This window comes from Kitasatospora sp. CB01950 (genome assembly GCF_001905465.1).
Taxonomy (GTDB): domain Bacteria; phylum Actinomycetota; class Actinomycetes; order Streptomycetales; family Streptomycetaceae; genus Kitasatospora.
Genome location: NZ_LISX01000005.1, coordinates 134,236 through 154,506, shown reverse-complemented (window position 1 = coordinate 154,506; position 20,271 = coordinate 134,236). Strand labels below are relative to the sequence as shown.

Below are 20,271 nucleotides of genomic sequence, written 5' to 3'. Positions count from 1 at the left end.
CGATCACCACCCGGACCGCACCGATCAGAGGAACCCGCATGGCCGAGACCACCCCCGCGCTCACCCGCCAGGCCCTGACCGCCGCCGCACTGCGCGTCCTCGAACGCGAGGGCCTGGCCGGCCTGTCCATGCGCAAGGTCGCCGCCGAGGTCGGGGTCAAGGCCGCCTCGCTGTACTGGCACGTCCGGAACAAGGAAGAACTGCTCGACCTGCTCAGCGACGCCCTGGTCGCGGACGCCGAACTGCCGCCCCGCGAAGGCAGTTGGCGCGAACAGTTCCTGGAGTACGGACGCCGCCACCGCGCCCTGCTGCTGTCCCGGCGCGACGCCGCCAAGGTCGTCGCGGGCCGCCTCGCCCCCGGCCCCAACATCCTGGCCATCCTCGAAGACCAACTCGACCGCCTGCGCGCCGCCGGCTTCAGCGACGCCGACGCCGCGATGGCCTCCTACCTGCTCTCCGCGTACGTCCAGGGCTTCGTCCTCCAGGAACAGTCCCCGCTCTCCGCCGCCGAAGCCGCCGGCGCGACCCGCGGCGAAGCGGCCCGCGCCGCCGGCGAGACCTTCCGCACCCTCCCCGCCGAGACCTACCCCAACCTCGTCGCCCTCGCCGACGACCTCACCGACCCCAGCATGGAGACCCGCTTCGAATTCGGCCTCCACCGCCTCGCGGACGGGCTGGCGGTGCTGGTTCACCACCAGGGGCGCGGGGAACTGCGCGAATCGGAAGGTGCCCAACTGCTGGGGCGCGACGCAGGGCAGTGACTTGCACGTGCTCGCGACCTTGCGGACCGGTGCATGGCTGCTCGCGCAGTTCGCCGCGCCCCTGACGTTTCAGCTCGCGTCCAGGTAGGGCCCGTACAGCACCGACAGGAACCGGGTCGCGAGCTGGTCGCGCAGCTGTGGCGGCAGTGCGTCGAGCAGCCGGTTGACGCCGGCCATCCGGGAGGGGCCGAAGCCGGCCGCAGGCAGGAGCGCCGCGAAGGTCGCGTCGTCGAGGTCGGCGAGGTCGAACTGGTCGAGGAGGGCGAGGAGTTCGGTCGGCGGGGCGGCGGGGCCGCGCTCGCGGACGGCGGGGACGGCGGTGCGGAGGGTGGCGAGGAGGTCGTCGACGCCCTGTTCGCTGACGCCGGTGAGGGTGAGGTGCAGGCTGGCGGGCAGGCCGGCGACGCTCAACTGGGGTTGCAGGAACCAGCCGTGGGCGCGCGTCTCGTCGGCGAGGTCGAACAGGTCGAGCGAGGGGTCGTCCGCGCCGATCGCGACCAGCGTCGCGTCCGGCGTGCCGAGCACCCGCAGCCCGTCGATGTCGGCGATGCCCGCGATCAGCCGCCGGGTCGCGGTGAGTGCGGCGCGCCCCAACTCCCGGTAGCCGTCGGCTCCGAGGGCCTGCAGGGTGGCCCAGGCGGCGGCCAGCGGGCCCGCGCCCTTGCTGCTCTGGACGGTGGAGTTGACGACCGGGTAGCCGGGCCACTGCGCGCAGGCGAAGTACGCGGCGAGCCGCATCGGCCGGTCCCGGAACAGCAGGACGGAGGCGCCCTTGGGGGTGTAGCCGAACTTGTGCAGGTCGCAGGAGAGCGACGTCACCCCGGGCACCGACAGGTCGAACTCCGGTACGGCTGCGCCCGCTTCGGCGAGCCACGGGAGCAGCCAGCCGCCGACGCAGGCGTCCACGTGGCAGGGCAGCCCGCGCCGCGCCGCCTCGGCGGCGATCTCCGCGACCGGGTCGACCACCCCGTGCGCGTACGAGGGCGCGGAGGCGACCACCAGCACCGTCCGTTCGGTGCACGCGGCCGCCATCGTCGCCGGCACCGCCCGGAAGGTCTCCGGGTCGACCGGCACCGCCACCACCTTGACCTTCAGGTAGCGTCCGGCCTTGAAGAACGCGGCGTGGGCCGTCGCGGGGACGACGATCTCGGGCTCGGCGATCTCCGGGCGGATGTCCCGCGCGGCCTTCACTGCGAGCATGATCGACTCGGTGCCGCCGCTGGTGAAGATCCCGGGCGTGCTGTCGTCCCCGCCGAGCCGGGCGGCGACCGCGCCGACCACCCGGCGTTCCAGCGCGACGATGCTCGGGAACGCCGTCGGGTCGAGTCCGTTGACCTCCAGCATCGCCAGGTACGCGCGCTCCGCGGCCTCCCGGACCTCGGGCCGTCCCGCGTCGTAGGTGTACGCGGTGGTGTGCCCGCCCCGGGTGGGCAGGTCGCCGGCGGTCAGCGCGCGCAGTTCGGCCAGCAGCTCGTCGGCGGGGCGTCCGGTGGGCGGCAGGCCGGGGTGGGCGGTGGTCATGTCTCGTCTCCGATCGGCGAGTTGGGGGCACGGGAGGCGCGGCGCCGGCCGTACGCGCGCAGGGCGGGCAGCGAGAGCAGCATCAGCGCGGCCGGCACCAGGCTGAAGCCGAGCAGCACTCCGGCCCGGGCGGCGTCGGTCTGGGCGACGGGGTGGTCGGTGGTGGCGGAGACGAACCCGGCGGCGGCCAGCGCCAGCGAGAACAGTCCGGGGCCGGCGGCCAGTCCGGCGGTCTCCCCGGCGGTCCACAGCCCGGTGAACGCCCCGGACTGGAGACGGCCGGTGCGTGCCGCGTCCGCGTGCACGGTGTCCGGCAGCAGCGACAGCGGCAGCACCTGCAGCGCGGCGTAGGCGACGCCGAGCAGCGCGCACAGCACCAGCGTGACCGGCACGCCGCCGTGCGCCGCGGGCCAGAGCGCCGCCGAGGCGACGGCGAACAGGCCGGTCGCGGCGGTCAGGCAGCGCAGCCGCCCCCAGCGGGCTGCGGCCCGGCCCCACAGCGGGACGGCGACGGCGCTCGGCGCGACCAGGCAGACGAACAGCACCGAGGTCAGCCCGTACCCGCCCAGCCAGTACGTGGCGACGTACGGCGCGGCCGCCAGCATGATCGCCACCGCGGCGGCCTGCAGCACGAACGCGCCGAGCAGCGCGAAGAACGCCCGGTTCCCGCGCGCGGTGCGCAGCGCCGCCGGCAGCCCGAGCGGCTCCGCGCCGGGCCGGGCGGGCACGCGGCGGGCGCCGAGCGCCGGGACGAGCAGCGTCACCAGCAGCAGGCCGGCGACCACCGCCGCCATCACGGCGTAGCCGCCGCGCCCGCCGCCCGCCAGCGACACCAGGGCAGGGGCGAGGCCGCCCGCGACCAGGATGCCGAGGGTCAGGCAGACGATCCGCCACACCATGATCCGGGTGCGTTCGCCCGGCCGCTCCGACATCTCGGCGGGCAGCGCCACGTACGGCACCTGGAACAGCGCGAACGCGCTGGACGCGAGCACGAACGCGCCGGCCACCCAGGCGGCCGCGCCGGAGCCGGTGAGCGGGGCGAGGAACATCGCGGCGAACGCGACCGGCAGCGAGAGGGCGCCGGCCAGCAGGATTCGGGTGCGGCGGCCGGTGCGCAGCGCCTCCCGGTCGCTGGCCGCGCCGACCAGCGGGTTGAACAGCGCGTCCCAGGCCTTCGGCAGGGTGACCACCAGCCCGGCGACGCCGGCGGGGACGCCGAGCGCGTCCGTCATGAAGTAGAGCAGCAGCAGGCCGGGGACGGTGGAGTGGATGCCGGTGCCGATCGAGCCGACGGCGTATCCGGCGAGCTGCCGCCGGGATATCCGGGGTTCCGTCACAACGCACCGTCGCCCGGGCCGAGTTCGCGCAGGCCTCGTTCACCCGGGCCGAGTTCGCCCGGGCCGAGTTCGCCCGGACCGAGTTCGCCCAGGCCGAGTTCGCCCAGGCCGAGTTCGCGCAGGACCAGGGCCCGCAGGTGGGCGCGGAAGCGCGGCACCTGGGCGCGGATCATCGAGCGGCAGAACCCGTGCGTGGTCCACAGCACCGTCCACACCGCGAGCTCGGCCCGGTCCGGCGTCAACTGCGGCAGTGCGGCGACGAGTCGGTCGCGGACGGCCTCCAGCAGCGGCCGGGCGTAGCGCTCCTCCAGGTCGGCGAACTCGGCGGCGTCGGCCATCCAGCGGCGCATCCACAGCGCGGGCACGTGCGGCTGCTGCAGGCAGAAGTCCAGGTACCGGTCGGCGAATTCGGCCGCCGCCCGGGCCGGGTGGTCGGGGGCGGTGCGGGCGAACTCCGTCAACGCGGCGTCGACGGCGGCCCGTTCGGCCTCGTGGGCACGGCGCATCACCTCGCGGTACAGGTCGGCCTTGGAGCCGACGTGGTAGGCGACGGTGGCGACGTTCAGCCCGGCCGTCACGGCGATCGTCCGGGTGGTGGCGCCGTCGTAGCCGTGCTCGGCGAACAACTCGGTGGCGGCGGCGAGGATCCGTTCCCGGCTCGCCTCGGCGGCCGTCCGGTGCTGGCTCATGGTGGGGGAGCGTACGCGCGCCGTCCGCCATCGATCAAGCGTTTGATGGAGGGAGTTTCCGACCGCCCGCGGAAGGCTCCCGGAACGCCCCGGAAACGCCCACGGGCCCCACCGCAGCGCGGCAGGGCCCGTGGTGACGAGCAGTCGGCAGGCGTCAGCAGTGCGCCAGCGTCTCGCAGTCCTCCCAGCGGGTGCCGGTGGCGTTGTCGCCCGAACCGGTGGGTGCGACCAGCGACTTGGACTTCAGCTGCGCGGTGGCGGCGGGCCCGGCGGCCAGTCGGACGGCGATCGCGTCGACCACCGGACGCGGGCTGGTGCCGGCGTAGTTGTTGACCATCACGACGAACGCCAGCTTGCGGCCGTCGGGCGCGGTCGCGTAGCCGAGCAGGTTGTCGACGCCGCCCATCGAGCCGCTCTTGGCGTGCACGTTGTTCTCGGCCTTGGTGCCGCGCATCCGGGCGGCCAGGGTGCCGCCGACCATCCGGTCCGGGTTGCCCGCCACCGGCAGCGCGTTGTACCAGGCGTCGAACCACGGCTTGGTCTGCGCGACCTTCAGCAGGTCCGCCATCTTCGCGGGGGTGGTCAGGTCGTAGCGGGACAGGCCGGAGCCGTCCACCTGGCGGGTGGTCGGGCCGGTGATGTTGTTCGCCTTCAGGAAGGCGTTGACCTGGTTGATGCCGGTCGCCCAGTCGCCGCGGCCGCCCTTGACCTTGCCGATCTCCTTGGTCAGGTGCTCGGCGATGCCGTTGTTGCTGATCTTCAGCATCGGGACGATCAGCTCGGCGAGGGTCTTCGAGCTGTGCTCGGCGAGCGGCTGCGAGGTCTCCGACCCGGCGGCCGCCTGCACCCCGCGCACCACCTTCACGCCGTGCTTGGCCAGCGCGCCCGCGAACACCTGGCCGGCGTACGTGCCGGGGTTGTCGACCGTCAGCCAGGAGGTGACCGGCGCGCCGCCGCTCGGGATGCTGCCGGACAGCGCCACGTCGTTGCTGCCGTGGCGGCGGTCCACGCCGACGCTCGAACCGCTGCCGGCCGCGCCGGTGGCGACCGTGCCGGTGAACTTCATCGGCGCCTCGGCCGGGTTCAGCGTCACCTTGGCGTTCTCGCCCGCCGCGCCCGGAGTGACCGTCACCCGGACGGTGTCCATCATGTACTCGGCGTCGTTGGCGACGGTCAGCCCGGATATCTGCGGGCTGTACGAGTACGCCTCGTCGTCCCAGGCCCAGCCCGGGCCGAGCGGCGTCGAGTCGTAGCGGCTGCTGTCGGCCAGCACCCGGCCGGTGACGGTGGTGACGCCGGTCGCCGCGACCTTCGCCGCCAGGTCGTCGAGGTCCTGCGCCAGCAGGCTCGGGTCGCCGCCGCCCTTCAGCACCAGGTCGCCGACCAGGGTGTCGCCGTAGGTCTTGCCGACGGTGCGGACCTCGGTGGTGAACCGGTAGTCCGCGCCCAGCAGGTCGAGCGCCGCGGTCGAGGTCACGGTCTTCAGGGTGGACGCCGGGGTGAACAGCGCCTGCGGCTGCCGGGCGTACAGCACCTCGCCGGTGGTGGCGTCCAGCACCTCGACGCCGGCCTGGGCGTTGGCCAGCCGGGGGTCGGCGAGCAGCGTGTTGAGATCGGCGGTCAGTGTGGCATCGGCCGGCGCCGGGTCGTCGGCCTGCGCCGAGACGGCGATCAGGGAGGCGGCGAGGACCGCGGCCGCGAGCGGCAGACTGCGGCGGAACGGGCGTGCGGACACGGGTGGCTCCAGGGTGCGGATCGGCCGGGGTGCGTGCGTCACCCACGCCCCCGTTTGTCCGGAACATTACCATCTGATGGTAATTCAAATGATCTACGCCCCAGCCCTCTTGGGCCCCACCCCCTTGACGTCCCAGCGCCCCCGAAACGTCACGCCCGAACCCGTTCGTTCCACCCCGATACACTGACGCGGGGCTTCGGCGGATCAAGGTTCGGGACGGGAAACATGGGCGCGCACGCCGGACTGACGGTCGAACGGATCACCCGCGCCGCCGCCGAACTCGCCGACCGGGTCGGCATCGACAAGGTCACCGCCTCCGCCCTCGCCCGCGGCTTCGGCGTCAAGGACGCCAGCCTCTACTCGCACGTCAAGAGCCTCCAGGAGATCCGCACCCGGGTCGCCCTGCTCGCCACCGAGGAGCTCAACGACCGCATCGCGAGCGCCCTCGCCGGCCGCTCCGGCGCCGACGCCCTCACCGCCTTCGCCGACGCCTGCCGGACGTACGCCCAACAGCACCCCGGCCGCTACGCCGCCACCCAACTCCGCCTGGACCCGGCCGACTTCGAAGGCACCGACGCCCTTGCGCGGACGGTCGAACTGACCTACGCGCTGATGCGCCACTACCGCCTCGAAGAGCCCGACCTGACCGACGCCGTCCGCCTGCTGCGCTCCACCTTCCACGGCTTCATCGGCATCGAGGCCAACGGCGGCTTCCACCACCCGCGCGGCGCGGACGGCTCCTGGCAGCGGATCGTGGCCGGCCTCCACCAGCTGCTGGAGAACTGGCCCCGCACCGTCTAGCCCTTCCGTCCCGTGGGCAGGAACGCCGCCGGGAGCGCCGTCAGCAGCACGAACCCCAGCGCCACCGCGAACACGGCGCGGAACGCCGCGACCGTCCCCGCGCCCCCGTGCGAGGCGTGCGCCAGCACCAGCGCCACCACCGTGGTGCCGGCCGCCGCGCCCAACTGCTGCGCGACCGCGTTCGCGGTGGTCGCGGCGGGCACCGCGGCCGGCGGCAGCGAGTGGTAGAGCGTCACCATCACCGGCGAGGCCGCCAGCGCCAGGCCGACCCCCTGCGCGAACAGCGCCACCAGCAGCGCCACCCCCGGCTCGGCGCTGCCGGCCCGGGCGAACACCGCCAGGCCCGCCGCCACCAGCGCCAGCCCGGCCAGCACCAGTGCCCGCGGATTGCTCCGGGCGTCGATCACCCGCCCGACCAGCAGCACCGCGACAGCCGCCCCCGCACCCTGCGCGACCATCACCAGGCCGGCCGTCAACGGGCCCCGGCCGCCGGCCTGTTGGAAGAACAGCGGCACCAGCACCACCGCCCCGTACAGGCCGAAGCTGTTCAGCAGCGACACCGAGGCCGACGCGGTGAACGCGCGGTCCCGGAACAGCGCGAAGTCCACCACCCGGTCACCCGCCCGCCGACGCGCCAGCACCCCGTGCGCCGTCAGCAGCACCGCCGCCGCCAGCAGCGGCACCAGCACCCGCGGCCCGCCCGCCGGCGCACCCCCGCCCAGCCGGACGAACCCGAGCACCGCCGCCGTCAGCCCGCCGCTCACCGTCACCAGGCCCGCCAGGTCCAGCCGCCCCGGCGCGGCATCCCGCCGATTGCGCATCAGCAGCGGCGACAGCACCGCCACCGCCAGGCACACCGGCACGTTCAGCAGGAACACCCACCGCCACGAATGGCCCTGGATCAGCGCCCCGCCCACCACCGGCCCCGCGACCGGCGCCAGCAGCACCGGCACCGCGATCAGCGCCATCGTCCGGCCCATCCGCGCCGGGCCGGCCACCTCCACCACCAGGATCCGCATCAGCGGGAACAGCATCCCCGCGCCCAACCCCTGCACCACCCGGAACGCCACCAGCGACCCCAGCGACCAGGCCAGCCCGCACAGCACCGACCCCAGCAGGAACACCGCCGCCGACGCCGTCCAACAGGCCACCGCCCCGAACCGCCGCGCCGCCCACCCCGTCGCCGGAATCACCGCCGACATCGCCAGCAGGTACGCCGTCGCCACCCACTGCACCTGCGCCGGGCCCGCGCCGAACCGCCGCGCGAACGACTCCAGCGCCACCCCCACCACCGTGGTGTCCAGCAGCGCGACGAACGCGCCCGCCGCCAGCACCAGCGCCGCCCGCACCACCGGACCGCCGAGCGGCTCCCGCTTCTCCGGCTGCCCCGCCGAGCTCCCCCTCATCGGACGACCCGCCCGAGGAACCCGGCCAGGTTCGCCCGCAGCCGGGCCACCCGCTGCTCGGCGTCCAGGCTCTCCGACATCCGCGCCCCGCCCGCGGCCGCCCGCCGACGGCCCCGCACGTACAGCGGGCACGCCAGGTCGCTGCAGAAGTACTCGCCCGCCGAGGCGTACTCCTCGGTCGAGCTCCGACCCGCCCGACGTGCCGTCATCAGCGCCACCCCCGATGCCGGATGGGCGGTCAGGCAGATCGAACACATCGCCCCGCCGCGCCCCGCGCCGGGCCGCTGGGCCGGCCGCAGGGCCACTCCGACCACCCGCCCCTCGAACTCGGCCACCAGGTACCCCCGCTCGGGGGCACCTGGCTCCCGCCAGCCCAAAAAGTCGAGCCCGGCCCAGTCCAGCTCGTCGATCCCGCGCGGTAACCGGGCCCGACTCGCCTCCCCCTTGGTGCAGTTGACGAACGACGCCCGGATCTCCGGCTCGGTCAACGACCGCATGGCTTCCCCACTCTCCCTAGGGTTCCTAGTTTTAAGCCAAGGTATCCTAGGCGTGCGTTCGCGCCAACCGACCTACCCTCCGGGCCGATCGGTGCAGTACTCGAACTCCCCTCCGGCCCTGCGTAGTTGAGTCAGTCTCGACAGGATTGCCGCAGGGCTCGACACGAGGTGACGGGCCGTCGAAACCCCCCGGATCGGGCTGCTCGGCCATGGGGAGCAATCGGCTCCTCCCGACTGGCCGCCGGGTGCGGGGTCGGGTCTCTTGGAGTGCAGGGAAGCCCACTGCTCCCCAAGTTGATTCCGTTTCGGAAGGATTGTTTTCATGCGTGCAATCACCCGCACTGTCGCCGCCCTCGGTCTCGCCGCTCCCGTCCTGCTCGGTTGCGCCGGCCTGGCCGCTGCCCACGAGGGCGGCATGGGCGAAGAGCCGAGTGCGCACTTCGTCACCGGCAACTTCGTCGCCAACGAGGTCGGCGCCGGCATCTCCGCCACCGGCTCCGAGGTCACCGAGAACAGCGTGAACCACTTCACCGGCTTCGCTTTCGCGGACGACGACGGCGTCTCCGGTTCGCTCACCGAGTCCGGCGCGAACTGGTAAGACCCCGGCCTGACCGGGAGGAGGGCCGTCCCAGCCCTCCTCCCTGCACCAACCCCAGCGCCGGCCGCCCCTCGCGGCCGGCGCTTTGCCCTGCCCGGGCGCCGCGCGGAAGCGGAACGGCAGCCGCCCGACGCCGCGCCAGGCCGCCGAGCCGTCCGAACGGACGCGGGGCGGGAGCGGCGACCTCGGGGGAGCTCACACCGAACTCGCTGCTCACCGCGCTCCGGATCACCGCGACCGTCCGCCGTCCCGCATCCGGTCGGCGGAGCACTCGGCGGACCGGGCCTCGCTCAGGCCGCGCGGCGGGCCCGCGGGCGCGGCGTCAGGGCGGCGTACTCCAGTGGCGCGGACGGGTCGATCGACACGTCCAGCGGTGCGGGCTCGGCCCCCGCGCGGACCAGGAGGTCGCCGATCGCGGCGACCATCGCCCCGTTGTCCGTGCAGAGCGCCAGTGGCGGCACCCGCAGTGCGATCCCGGCGGCGGCGCAGCGCTGCTCGGTCAGGGCCCGGATCCGGGAGTTGGCGGCGACGCCGCCGACCACCACCAGGGTGCCGATGCCGTGGTCGGTGCAGGCCCGGACGGCCTTGCGGGTCAGGGTGTCGGCGATCGCCTCCTGCAGCGAGGCCGCCGCGTCCGGCACGCGCGGCTCGGTGCCGACGGCGCGGTGGCCCTCCACCCAGCGGGCGGCGGCCGTCTTCAGTCCGGAGAAGGAGAAGGCGTACGGGTCGTCGCCGGCGCCGGTGAGGGGCCGCGGCAGTCGCACCGCGCGCGGGTCGCCGTCCCGGGCGGCCCGGTCGATGGCGGGCCCGCCGGGGTAGGGCAGGCCGAGGATGCGGGCGGTCTTGTCGAAGCATTCGCCGGCCGCGTCGTCCAGGGTGTCGCCGAGGTGCACGATCGGGTCGCGGGCCAGGTCGCGCACCAGCAGCAGCGAGGTGTGGCCGCCGGAGACGATCAGCACCACGCACGGGTTCGGCAGCGGCCCGCCCGCCAGGCCCGCCGCGGCCACGTGCCCGGCCAGGTGGTGGACGCCGTACAGCGGCACCCCGAGCGAGAACGCGTAGCTCTTCGCCGCGGCCACCCCGACCTGCAGTGCCCCGGACAGCCCCGGGCCGGTGGTCACCGCGACTGCCCCCACGTCCCCGAGGGTGAGCCCGGCCCGGTCCAGCGCCTCCCGCACCACCGGTGCCATCGCGTGCACGTGCGCGCGGGCCGCGATCTCCGGCACCACTCCGCCGTACCGGGCGTGCTCGTCCATGCTCGACGCGACCGCCTGCCCGAGCAGCACCCCGTCCCGGACCAGCCCGGCCCCCGTCTCGTCGCAGGACGACTCGATTCCCAGCACCACCGGCGACTCCGGCATCGGCCCGCACCACTTTCGCATCAGATTTGCAGTTGCACATAGTGTGCAACAACTCCGGCGCGGGCCTGGTCGGGGGCGTCGTACCTCAGCAGCAGGAGGAGCCCTGGCCCGACAGCTCACCGGAGTGGCCGACGCGGCACTCCGCCTGACCGGCCGGGGCGCGCTCTCCGGCGCGGACGGGCAGCAGCTCGACGGCGCGACCGTGACGCCCGTCGCCGCCGACCCGGCCCTGCGTCGGCACCTGCTCGACGAGGGCCGGTGGCCGGGCGCACCCGACGAGGTGCCGCTCGACACCGCGCACCGCCTCGACGTCACGCCCGACTCGAACGTCCGACTCCACCGGGCCGACGGCACCACCGTCACCGCCCACCTGGTCGGCACCCTGGACGGCGGCGGCGCGCCCAGCCTCGCCGGGCACCCGATCCTCCGCGTCCCGGACAGCGCCGTGGAGCAGTGCGCCGCCGCCGTCACCGCGGCCCAACTGGACGTCCGGCTCCAGCCCGGGCCTCCCGCGCGCACACCGCCGAGGCCCTGCGCGCCGCCCTCGGCGACGGCCCCGAGGTCCGCACCCGGGCGGCGTCCGTGACCGGGGCGATCCGGCAGAGCACGCCCCTCTACGGGGTGGTCCTGATCCTGATCGCCCTCGCGGTCGCGCAGATGGCCGTCAGCACCTTCTCCGTCGTGTCGGCGCAGCGCACCCGCCAACTCGCCCTGCTGCGCTGCACGCGAGCCAAATACCTGACCCGGCGTCACATCCCGGCGTTCGGTCCGGTCTTATGGGAGGCACGTTCGAACACACCTGTGAACCGGAGGAGATCACCATGCGGCACAGTGACAGGAACGGTTACCCGAAGGCCTTCGGAACGTCGCGGCGCAGCGCGCTGAAGGCGGTCGTGGCCGGAGCGGGTGCGGTCGCCGCGGTGGGCGCCGCCGCCCCCGCCGCGCACGCGGACGGGCCCGGGCGCGACGCGCCCACCTTCGTCCTCGTCCACGGCTCGGGGTGCAACTCCTTCTACTGGCAGCCCGTGCTGCGGGAGTTGGGCCTGCGCGGCCACCGTGCGATCGCGGTCGACCTGCCCGGGCACGGGTTCGGCGCGTACCTCCCCGAGTCCTACCAGGCCCCGCAGGACTTGGAGCGGCTGCGCACCGAGCCGTCCCCGATGGCGAAGGTGACACTGGCCGACTTCGCCGCGCACGTCGTCGGCGTGGTGCGGCAGGCGCGCCGCAACGGACCGGTGGTGCTGGTCGGTTCGAGCCTCGGCGGCGTCACCCTCAACGCGGTCGCCAACCAGGTGCCCGAACTGCTCGCGCACCTGGTGTACGCCTCCGCGTTCTGCCCGACCGCGCACCCCTCGGTGCTGCAACTGGCGATGACCCCCGAGGCCGCCACCAGCGCCATGTTCCGGATTCCCTCGGTCCGGACCCCGCCCGAGCTGGGCGTCAGCCGCATCAACTGGCGCTCCGCCGACCCCGCCTTCTTCGCCGCCGTCAAGGACGCGCTCGCCGCCGACCGCACGGACGCCGAGGTCCGCGCCCTGATGAACATCCTCGAACCGGACGAGTCGGCCGCCGTCGGCGCCGACGAGGCCGCCCGCGGCCTCCCCTCCGCCTGGGGCCGCGTCCCCCGCACCTTCGTCCGCTACACCGAGGACCACACCATCCCGCTCCCGCTCCAGGACCTCATGATCCGGGAGGCCGACGCCGCCACCCCCCACAACCCCTTCCGCGTCCGCTCCCTGCCCGCTCCCCACGCCGGCCCCCGTGACCCGGCCCTCCTGGTCCGCGAACTCGAACTCGTCGCCCGACTCTGCCGCTGAACCCTCCCGCGTGCGCCGCGCCTCCACGCGGCGCACGCGGGGCCGGGCTACTTGTACATCGCCTTGACCGCGGCGATGTCACTGGCGGACAGCTCGGTGGCCTCGCCCAGGACCAGCCCGTCGGGGAGCTTCCTCTTCGGCGTGATGGTGTTCTTGCCGTTCTTGGAGTACGACTTCGTCCCGTAGTGCATGATCGACGCGTAGTCGTAGGCCGTGCCGAAGGTGTTCTCGCCCTTCTGGATCTGGAAGTTGTGCTTGTCGGCCGGGTCGATGTTCTCGAACGACACCGTGACGTACTGGTCCCGATCGGGGCGCTCCTGCTCGTGGTAGAGCCCCACCGTGTGCCCGATCTCGTGGATGAGCTCCACGGCGTCGCAGGTGTCGGCGCCGGCGATGTTGACGGCCTGTTGCCCGCCGATGCGGCCGACCTCGGAGTTGCAGCCGCCGTCCGTGCTGGGCTGGAACTGCACGTAGTCCGGGTAGTTCTTGGCGTTCGCGTCGGTCCGGGCGACGAACCTGATGGAGGTCTTCTGCTGCCAGTGGCCGATCGCGGACTTGACGTCGTTCTGCTGGTCCTTGGTGAGCTGCGGGTCGAGCACGTACGGGACGGTCCCGCCCTTCCAGCGGTACGACTGCTTCGCCCGCCCCAGCGCACGCGGCCGATCGGCCGCGCCGACGTCGAACGCCTCCTCGACGACCGGCGTGTCGTCCCCGGTCAGCACGACGACGACCTGCCCGTCGAGCGGCTCCTCGAAGTCCGCACCGCCGTCGCTCCTCGGGATGTCCACCGTCACGGTCTGCACGGTGTCGTCGCAGGTGAGGTCCTCGACCGAGGCACTCCCGGCCGCCTCGTCCCCGGAGTCCAACTCCTCCTCGTACCCGACCACCAGCGACCTCGCAGTGTCGGGCAGGCAGCTGTACGAGACCACCGCCGTGACGAGGTCGCCCGCCTGATGGTCCAGGCTCTCCAGCGCGACACTGCCCTCCGGATCGTTCGGATCGGGTTCGTCCGCCCCGGCGGCCGGGATCGACGGCCCGGCCGCCAGCAGGACGGAAGCGGCACAGCAGGTGAAGACTCGACGGATGCCCACAGCGTCTCGGTGCCCCTCGTACGGGAACGGCGCGCACCGGCCCCGGCAGAACCAATGCCCTCGCCCATGTGCCGCGCCACAGATCGGTCGCACACATAGTGCCGGTGCGGGACCTCGCGGAGTGCCACGACACACCCCCGATCGGTCCGGGGAAACGGTGGTGCGGTCGGGGTCAGGCGGGGAGGCCGACGGCGCGTTCCCCGGTGCGGCGTTGCTGGATGACGACCGCGACCACGAGCAGCGCGCCCTGGGCGACGTTCTGCCAGAAGGAGTTGATGCCCTGGACGGTGAGCCCGTTCTCAAGAGCGCCGAGAAGGGCGACGGCGAGGAGGGTGCCGCCGACGGTGCCCTTGCCGCCCTTGAGGGCGCAGCCGCCGAGGGCGGAGGCGGTGATGGCCTTGAGTTCGAGGCCTTCACTGCCGGAGGTGGGCTGTCCGCTGCCGGTGCGGGCGGTGAGCAGGATGCCGGCGACGGCGGCGACGGCGCCGACGAGGGCGTAGACGGCGACCAGGTACTTGTTGATGTTGATGCCGGCGAGGCGGGCGGCGGTGTCGTTGCCGCCGATGGCGTAGATGTTGCGGCCGATGTCGGTGCAGGTGAGCAGGACGTGGACGGCGAGGGCGACGGCGATGAGGATCCAGACCATGACCGGCAGTCCGGCGATCCGGCCCCGGCCGAGGAAGACGAAGACGGCGTCGTTGAGGACGTAGCCCTGGGCCCGGCCGTCGGAGAGGAGTTGGGCGAGGCCCTTGTAGGCGGCGAGGCCGGCGAGGGTGGCGATGGTGGGGTTGACCCGGCCGTACACGATGATCGCGCCGTTGAGGACGCCGATCAGCAGGCCGACGGCGACGGCGGCGGCCATGCCCGCGAAGGCGTTGGAGCCGGCCGAGGTGAAGGCCATGGCGCTGACGACGGAGGCGACGCCCGCCTGGGAGCCGACCGAGATGTCGAGCCCGCCGCAGATGATGACGACGGTCTGGACGACGGCGAGCAGGCCGGTGATGGTGGCGGCCTCGGCGATCACCTGCATGTTGGTGAGGCTGAGGTAGTTGTCGTTGAGGAGGCCGAAGACGGTGAGGACCGCGACCAGGGCGCCGATCAGGCTGAGGTTCTGTCCGCCGACGGCGCTCAGCACGGGAATCCTTGCGGCGGGCCGGTGCCGGCCTCCGTGGTCGGAGACGGCAGGCGGTGTGGTGGCGGCTGTCATGAGGTCGCTCCCGGGGCGCTCGGGCTGATGTCATCGGCCATCGCGAGGGCGAGGACCGCCTCCTCGGTGGCTTCCGCACGGTTCAGCTCGCCGGTGGTACGGCCGTTCTGCATGACGACGATCCGGTCGGCGAGGCCGAGCAGTTCGGGCAGTTCGGAGGAGATCACCAGCAGCGCGACGCCCTGTTCGGCGAGGTCGGCGACGATCCGGTAGATCTCGGCCTTGGCGCCGACGTCGATGCCGCGGGTGGGCTCGTCGAGGATCAGCACCTTGGGTTTGCGGGCGAGCCAGCGGGCGAGGACGACCTTCTGCTGGTTGCCGCCGGAGAGCTTGCGGACCTCGTGCTCGACGGACGGGGTGCGTACCCGCAGGCGGTCGGTGTACTCCTGGGCGAGGTCGCGTTCCGCTCCTCGCCGGACGAAGCGGAAGCGGCGCAGTCGCTCCAGTACCGCGATGGAGGTGTTGTCCCGGATCGTGCGGTGCAGGAACAGCGCCTGCGCCTTCCGCTCCTCCGGGGCCAGGCCGAGGCCGGCGCGGATCACCGCCCCGGGGTTGCCCGACGGCAGCGGCCGCCCGTCCAGGGTGACGCTGCCGGAGCGGACCGGCAGGTCCCCGGCGAGCGCGAGCGCGAGTTCGGAGCGTCCGGCGCCGATCAGTCCGGCGAGGCCGACCACTTCGCCGGCGCGGATGCGCAGGTCGATGCCGTGCACCCGGTCCGTCGTCAGGTCACGGACGTCCAGGACGACCCGGTCGGTGACGACGGGCCGGCGGACGAACACCGTCGACAGGTCGCGGCCGACCATCAGGCGCACCAGGTCGCTCTCGGTGGTGGCCCCGGCGTCCTGGACGCCGACCAGGGCTCCGTCGCGCAGGACGGCGATGCGGTCGGCGAGTCGGAAGATCTCCTGCATCCGGTGCGACACGTGGACGACGGCGACGCCCTGGTCGCGCAGGCGGTTGATCAGTGCGAACAGCGCGTCGACCTCGTGCTCGGACAGCGAGGAGGTCGGCTCGTCGAAGGCGATGACCCGGGCGGCGGTCCGGCCGGTCAGTGCTCGCATGATCTCGACCAACTGGCGCTGGGCAGGCGTCAGTTGTGATCCGAGCAGATCGGGTTCCAGGACGTCGGCGAAACCGAGGCGATCGAGGTCGGCGACGATCCGGCGGCGCAGCTCGGCCCGGTCGAGGCGGCGCCCGGCCCGGCGGGGCAGGGACCCGGTGTAGACGTTCTCGGCGACCGAGACGTGCGGGACGATCTCGGGTTCCTGCGGGATGATCCGGATGCCGGCGGCCCGTGCGTCGGCGGGGGAGCGCAGGTCGACCGGTCGCCCGTCCAGCAGGACGCGTCCCTCGGTGGGCCGGTGGTCGCCGGTGAGGATCTTCAGGAGAGTCGACTTGCCGGCCCCGTTCTCACCCATGAGGGCCGTGACTCTGCCGCCGGGAAGGTCGAGGGTCACGTCGTTCAGGGCCTGCACCGCACCGAATCGCTTGGTGATCCCCTCGACCCGCGCCCCGGCGGCGGAAGGCGGGTCGGCGGGCGGTCGGGAGGTCGAGGCCGAGGGGTGTGCTCTGCTCACTGCCGGTTCACCTCGGGAAGGGAGTGGAGACGGTCGCCCCACCGGGCGGCCGCAGGGCGGGACGGTCAGCCGCAGGTGACGCCGGCGCTCTTCCAGGTGGCGGCGTCGACCATGGTGGTGGGGGCGAACGCCTCGGCGGGAATCTCCTTGTTGTTCCTCAGTCGGTCGTACATGGTCTGGACGGCGAGTGCGCCGACGTCCCTGCCGTTGATGAACAGGGCGGCCTTCATCCCGGAGGGCTTGCCGCCGCTCCAGTCCTTGCAGGCGAGGTAGGCGCCGAGGCCCACGCCGTCGATGTCGTCGGGGCTGACGCCGGCGTTCTGCAGGGCGGTGACGCCGCCCTGGACGTTCTCGTCGTTGCAGCCCCAGACCACCCAGTGCCTGACCCCGGCATTGGCGGTGACCGTCGCCGCGACCTTGTCCTGCGCGCCGGTCGGGGTGTTGTCGGTGGCGACGTCGATGTTCCGGACCCCGGAGACCGCGGAGTCGAAGGCCTCCTTGGCGGCCCTGACCCGGTCGCCGCAGACGGTGACGTCCTGCTTCCAGGCGGAGACGGTCCGGGTGTCGGCGGCGTTCCAGCCGGCCTTCTTGAACTCCTCGGCGGCGCGCTTGCCGACCTCGCCGCCCATCTGCGCACCGGAGAAGCCGATCCGCGGCACCAGGTCGGACTTGGCGCACTTCGCCGGGTCCGGTCCGGTGGCGCAGACCTGGTCGTCCGAGGTGAGCAGGGCGATCTTCGCGTCCCTCGCGATCTGCACGACCTGCGGGCCGACGGCCGGGTCGGGCACGACCACGATGACGCCGTTGGTCTTCTGCGCGATCGCGGACTGCACCTCGCTGATGGTCTTGTTGGCGTCGTTGCCGAGGTTCACCACCTTGAGGTCGATGCCCAGCTCGGCGGCCTTCGCTCTCGCGCCGGCCGCCTCGCCGACGAAGTACTCCTGGTCGCCCTGCTTCTGCAGGTAGGTGATCGAGATCTTGCCGCCGACCGGGGCGACCGAGGGGGCGCCGGAGGTGGACTCCCGGCCCGTGGAGCAGGCGGCGGTGGTCAGACCCAGGGCGAGCAGGAGTCCGGCGGCGGCGCGGCGGTTGATGGCACGGAACATGAGGGTGCTCCTTTTCGTCGTGCAGGCTCCGATGGCCCGTCAAACCATCAGAAACCAACATGCTCAAACGCGACCCGACATATCACAGTGCCATTGCACAGACATGTCAAGAGGGCGTGTGCATCGACACCCGCTCGCGACGTTCTCTGTGGCAGGCGGGTGGCTTGCACATGCCGCCGGCACCTCGGCAGTTCCAGGTCGAACGGCCACATCTCAGTCTGGATCGGATGATTGACGGAGCATCAGGTGACCGAAGTGAGCGCCGTGGCCTGCGCATCCCGCTCCGATCGGCGACGACACGGCAGCGTCGGTTCGGCCTGAAGCTTCCTGAAGACGGCGTGTTCTGGGTCTTGAGTGCTTGTTTCCGGTCTGGCTACCATGTGTTGCTTTCTGTTTGAAGATTCCTCCAGCCGTCGATCTCTGGAGATGGATTCAACAGAACCGACCGTCATGCCCCCGTTCCCCCGCACGCTCACCTGGAGCGCCCCCATGCGTCCACCCATGCGTCCATCCATGCCCCGTGCCCTGCTGCACGCCCTTGCGGCGTTGTCCCTCGCGGCATCCGGCCTCACGGCCGTCGTCGCCGCCTCCGCCCCCGCCGCGGCCCTCGACAACGGCGTCGCCCTCACTCCGCCGATGGGGTGGAACTCCTGGAACACCCTCGGCACCGCGGTGACCCAGCAACAGGTCGTCCAGACCATCGACTTCATGTCGTCCAAGGGCCTGGTGGCGGCCGGCTACGACACCGTCACCATCGACGACGGCTGGTCGCTGTCCCACCGCGACGGCCAGACCGCCGACTTCGCCAAGAACTCCTACGGCGCGATGCAGCTCTACGACGCCGACCGCAACCCCACCAGCGGCACCGACGGCAGCGGCTTCGACGTGACGACGGGACACCTGATACCGGACCCGGCCCACTTCCCGGCGCACACCGTCAACGGGCAGACCCTCAACGGCATCCAGTACCTGTCGTGGTACGCCCACACCAAGGGCATGAAGTTCGGCCTCTACGCCACCGGCACCTACACCACCTGCCAGGGGCACCCGGGCAGTCTCGGGCACGAGTCGACCGACGCCGCCGACTTCGTCGCCTGGGGCGTCGACTTCGTCAAGTACGACGACTGCCCCTACGGCCCGCCGATCACCGGTCCGGACGGCTACAACTACGGAACCCAGGGCGAGGGCCGGGAGTTGACCCGCTCCATCTACGCCCGCACGCAGGACTTCCAGCACGCCCTGGACGCCGCCTCCGCCGCCCAGGGCCGACCGCGTGTGGTGCTGAGCGTGTCCGCCCAGCCCGTGCACACCGGCATCCCGTACCTGCTGGCCGGTGACGACCCCGCCCGCGCCGACCCGGTGGTCAGGGCGGCCGGCACCCCCGCCCGGCAGGCCCCCGGCTACGCGCCGACCGGCATCTGGTGCGGTCAGGTCGCGAACCTCTGCCGGATCGGCGGCGACCGCGGCCCGGACCTGGAAGGCGTGCTCCACAACGGCCAGTTGCAGACCGCGCTGCAGTATCCGGGCAACGTCCGGCCGGGCAGCTGGAACGACATGGACATGATGTTCGCCGGCTGGCTCGACCCGTACGGCCTCTACGGCGTCACCGACACCTGCACCTGCCACAAGCCGATGAACGACACCGAATCGCGCAGCGAGATGTCGATCCTCGCCATGACGGCCGCCCCGCTGATCTCCGGTGCCGACCTGCGCAGCGCCGCCGACTCCCAGCACAGCGACAGCGGCTACACCTGGTCGACGGGCATCAGCGACTCCGCACTCGCCATCTACAAGAACGCCGACGTCATCGCCGTCGACCAGGACAGCCTCGCCAGGCCCGCCACCCTGGTCGGCAACCGGCCGGACAGCCCCACCGCCCCGCTGGTGCTCAAGCGGCAGTTGGCGAACGGCGACACCGCCGTCCTGCTGGTCAACCAGGACCCGAACTCCACCCGGACCGTCTCCACCACCCTGAGCGCGCTCGGACTGACGGGCCCCGGCTACTCCGCCAAGGAGCTGTGGACCGGCGCCACCGGCGGCGTCACCGGCACGATCGGCGCCTCGGTCGCCCCGCACGGCGTGGCCATGTACCGGCTCAAGGCCCTGCCCGGCACCATCCCCGCGACGGTGATCGGCGACGGCCGCTACCACGGCATCGGCGCCGGCGGCACCGGCGGCCAGGTCCTGGAGGTCCGGGGCATGTGCAGCGCCCCCGACGGCTCGACCACCGACGTCAACACCTGGTGGGACTGGCACACCTCGGAGCGGTGGCGCTTCGACGCCAACGCCGACGGCACGGTGCACATCACCGACGACTGCTACACCGACACCCAGGTCCACGGCACCCTGACCGGACCGGCCGCGCCCGGCGCCCCGGCGTGGGTCCTCAACAGCTACGACCCCAACAGCCAGTACCAGAAGTGGCGCGTCGTCCAGAACACCGCCACCGGTGCGCTGACCATCACCAACGCGGCCACCGGCCTCGCACTGGACGCCCCGCAGTCCGCGCCCACGTCCGCCGTCGTCCTCAACCAGCCCGACGGATCGGCCGCAGGCCAGTCCTGGAGCCTGATGTCCTGACGCGGCGGACCCGCTCAGCCCGGAGAGTGCGGGGCGGCGCCGCCTCAGGCCCCCCGCACCCTCCGCCGAGGAGCCGCCCGACTCCGCACGGTCCGCGCCACGGTGCCGGCGGACCGTGTGACGGCTCCTCCTCGATCCACTGTTCCGTGTGGTCGATTTCCGCATGTCCCGTTCCCGCACGTCCCGT

Annotated in this window: 17 protein-coding genes; 6 read left to right on the top strand and 11 right to left on the bottom strand. The window is 73.0% G+C overall.

Annotated elements, in window-relative coordinates:
- Positions 1-38: 38 nt before the first annotated feature.
- On the top strand, positions 39-761 hold the full coding sequence (locus AMK19_RS15230; RefSeq protein WP_073811964.1) for a TetR/AcrR family transcriptional regulator: 723 nt from the start codon (positions 39-41) through the stop codon (positions 759-761).
- A 69-nt stretch (positions 762-830) separates the two neighbouring features.
- Here the strand turns inward: AMK19_RS15230 and AMK19_RS15225 are convergent, their stop codons facing one another.
- The 4 genes from AMK19_RS15225 to dacB all read right to left on the bottom strand — a co-directional run bounded on the left by AMK19_RS15225 (position 831) and on the right by dacB (position 6,043).
- The gene (locus AMK19_RS15225) at positions 831-2,282 is read right to left on the bottom strand and encodes a pyridoxal phosphate-dependent decarboxylase family protein (RefSeq protein WP_073811962.1); all 1,452 of its coding nucleotides are present in this window, start codon (positions 2,280-2,282) and stop codon (positions 831-833) included.
- Positions 2,279-3,619, bottom strand: coding sequence for an MFS transporter (locus tag AMK19_RS15220; RefSeq protein WP_073811960.1), 1,341 nt, complete (start codon positions 3,617-3,619; stop codon positions 2,279-2,281). Before AMK19_RS15220 ends, AMK19_RS15225 begins: the two co-directional genes overlap by 4 nt.
- Positions 3,616-4,308, bottom strand: a complete 693-nt coding sequence (locus AMK19_RS15215) for a TetR/AcrR family transcriptional regulator (RefSeq protein WP_073811956.1) — start codon at positions 4,306-4,308, stop codon at positions 3,616-3,618. Before AMK19_RS15215 ends, AMK19_RS15220 begins: the two co-directional genes overlap by 4 nt.
- Positions 4,309-4,462: 154 nt before the next feature.
- The gene (gene dacB / locus AMK19_RS15210) at positions 4,463-6,043 is read right to left on the bottom strand and encodes a D-alanyl-D-alanine carboxypeptidase/D-alanyl-D-alanine endopeptidase (protein ID WP_158071910.1); all 1,581 of its coding nucleotides are present in this window, start codon (positions 6,041-6,043) and stop codon (positions 4,463-4,465) included.
- A gap of 225 nt (positions 6,044-6,268) precedes the next feature.
- Between dacB and AMK19_RS15205 the strand changes: the two genes are divergently transcribed.
- Positions 6,269-6,844 carry a TetR/AcrR family transcriptional regulator gene (locus tag AMK19_RS15205; protein ID WP_073811952.1) on the top strand — a complete coding sequence of 192 codons (576 nt, stop codon included), beginning with the start codon at positions 6,269-6,271 and terminating at the stop codon, positions 6,842-6,844.
- Here AMK19_RS15205 and AMK19_RS15200 read toward each other — a convergent pair.
- Together AMK19_RS15200 and AMK19_RS15195 are read right to left on the bottom strand one after the other, a co-directional pair.
- On the bottom strand, positions 6,841-8,250 hold the full coding sequence (locus AMK19_RS15200) for a DHA2 family efflux MFS transporter permease subunit (protein WP_083646836.1): 1,410 nt from the start codon (positions 8,248-8,250) through the stop codon (positions 6,841-6,843). The two genes, AMK19_RS15205 and AMK19_RS15200, sit on opposite strands and share 4 nt — an antisense overlap.
- On the bottom strand, positions 8,247-8,747 hold the full coding sequence (locus tag AMK19_RS15195; protein WP_073811947.1) for an FBP domain-containing protein: 501 nt from the start codon (positions 8,745-8,747) through the stop codon (positions 8,247-8,249). The genes AMK19_RS15200 and AMK19_RS15195 overlap by 4 nt, the downstream gene beginning before the upstream one ends.
- Positions 8,748-9,069: 322 nt before the next feature.
- On the opposite strand from AMK19_RS15195, the gene AMK19_RS15190 reads away from it, so the two are divergent.
- Positions 9,070-9,345, top strand: a complete 276-nt coding sequence (locus tag AMK19_RS15190) for a hypothetical protein (protein ID WP_073811946.1) — start codon at positions 9,070-9,072, stop codon at positions 9,343-9,345.
- Between the two features lie 290 nt (positions 9,346-9,635).
- Here AMK19_RS15190 and tsaD read toward each other — a convergent pair whose 3' ends face one another.
- Positions 9,636-10,706, bottom strand: coding sequence for a tRNA (adenosine(37)-N6)-threonylcarbamoyltransferase complex transferase subunit TsaD (gene tsaD, locus AMK19_RS15185; RefSeq protein ID WP_073811944.1), 1,071 nt, complete (start codon positions 10,704-10,706; stop codon positions 9,636-9,638).
- A gap of 124 nt (positions 10,707-10,830) precedes the next feature.
- Between tsaD and AMK19_RS15180 the strand changes: the two genes are divergently transcribed.
- Both AMK19_RS15180 and AMK19_RS15175 read left to right on the top strand, forming a co-directional pair.
- Positions 10,831-11,292 carry a hypothetical protein gene (locus tag AMK19_RS15180; RefSeq protein WP_073811942.1) on the top strand — a complete coding sequence of 154 codons (462 nt, stop codon included), beginning with the start codon at positions 10,831-10,833 and terminating at the stop codon, positions 11,290-11,292.
- A gap of 235 nt (positions 11,293-11,527) precedes the next feature.
- Positions 11,528-12,523, top strand: coding sequence for an alpha/beta fold hydrolase (locus AMK19_RS15175; RefSeq protein WP_083646914.1), 996 nt, complete (start codon positions 11,528-11,530; stop codon positions 12,521-12,523).
- 47 nt (positions 12,524-12,570) lie between these two features.
- Here AMK19_RS15175 and AMK19_RS15170 read toward each other — a convergent pair whose 3' ends face one another.
- From AMK19_RS15170 to AMK19_RS15155, 4 genes are all read right to left on the bottom strand, one after another.
- The gene (locus tag AMK19_RS15170; protein ID WP_073811941.1) at positions 12,571-13,614 is read right to left on the bottom strand and encodes a M12 family metallopeptidase; all 1,044 of its coding nucleotides are present in this window, start codon (positions 13,612-13,614) and stop codon (positions 12,571-12,573) included.
- Between the two features lie 172 nt (positions 13,615-13,786).
- Positions 13,787-14,821: an ABC transporter permease gene (locus AMK19_RS15165; protein WP_073811939.1), complete on the bottom strand. Its 1,035-nt coding sequence runs from the start codon at positions 14,819-14,821 to the stop codon at positions 13,787-13,789.
- Positions 14,818-16,317: a sugar ABC transporter ATP-binding protein gene (locus AMK19_RS15160; protein WP_073812452.1), complete on the bottom strand. Its 1,500-nt coding sequence runs from the start codon at positions 16,315-16,317 to the stop codon at positions 14,818-14,820. The genes AMK19_RS15165 and AMK19_RS15160 overlap by 4 nt, the downstream gene beginning before the upstream one ends.
- A 146-nt stretch (positions 16,318-16,463) precedes the next feature.
- Entirely contained in the window at positions 16,464-17,504 is a 1,041-nt protein-coding gene (locus AMK19_RS15155; RefSeq protein ID WP_073811937.1) for a substrate-binding domain-containing protein, read from the bottom strand.
- A gap of 513 nt (positions 17,505-18,017) precedes the next feature.
- Here AMK19_RS15155 and AMK19_RS15150 point away from each other — a divergent pair.
- On the top strand, positions 18,018-20,084 hold the full coding sequence (locus AMK19_RS15150; protein WP_073811936.1) for an alpha-galactosidase: 2,067 nt from the start codon (positions 18,018-18,020) through the stop codon (positions 20,082-20,084).
- Positions 20,085-20,271 lie beyond the last annotated feature (187 nt).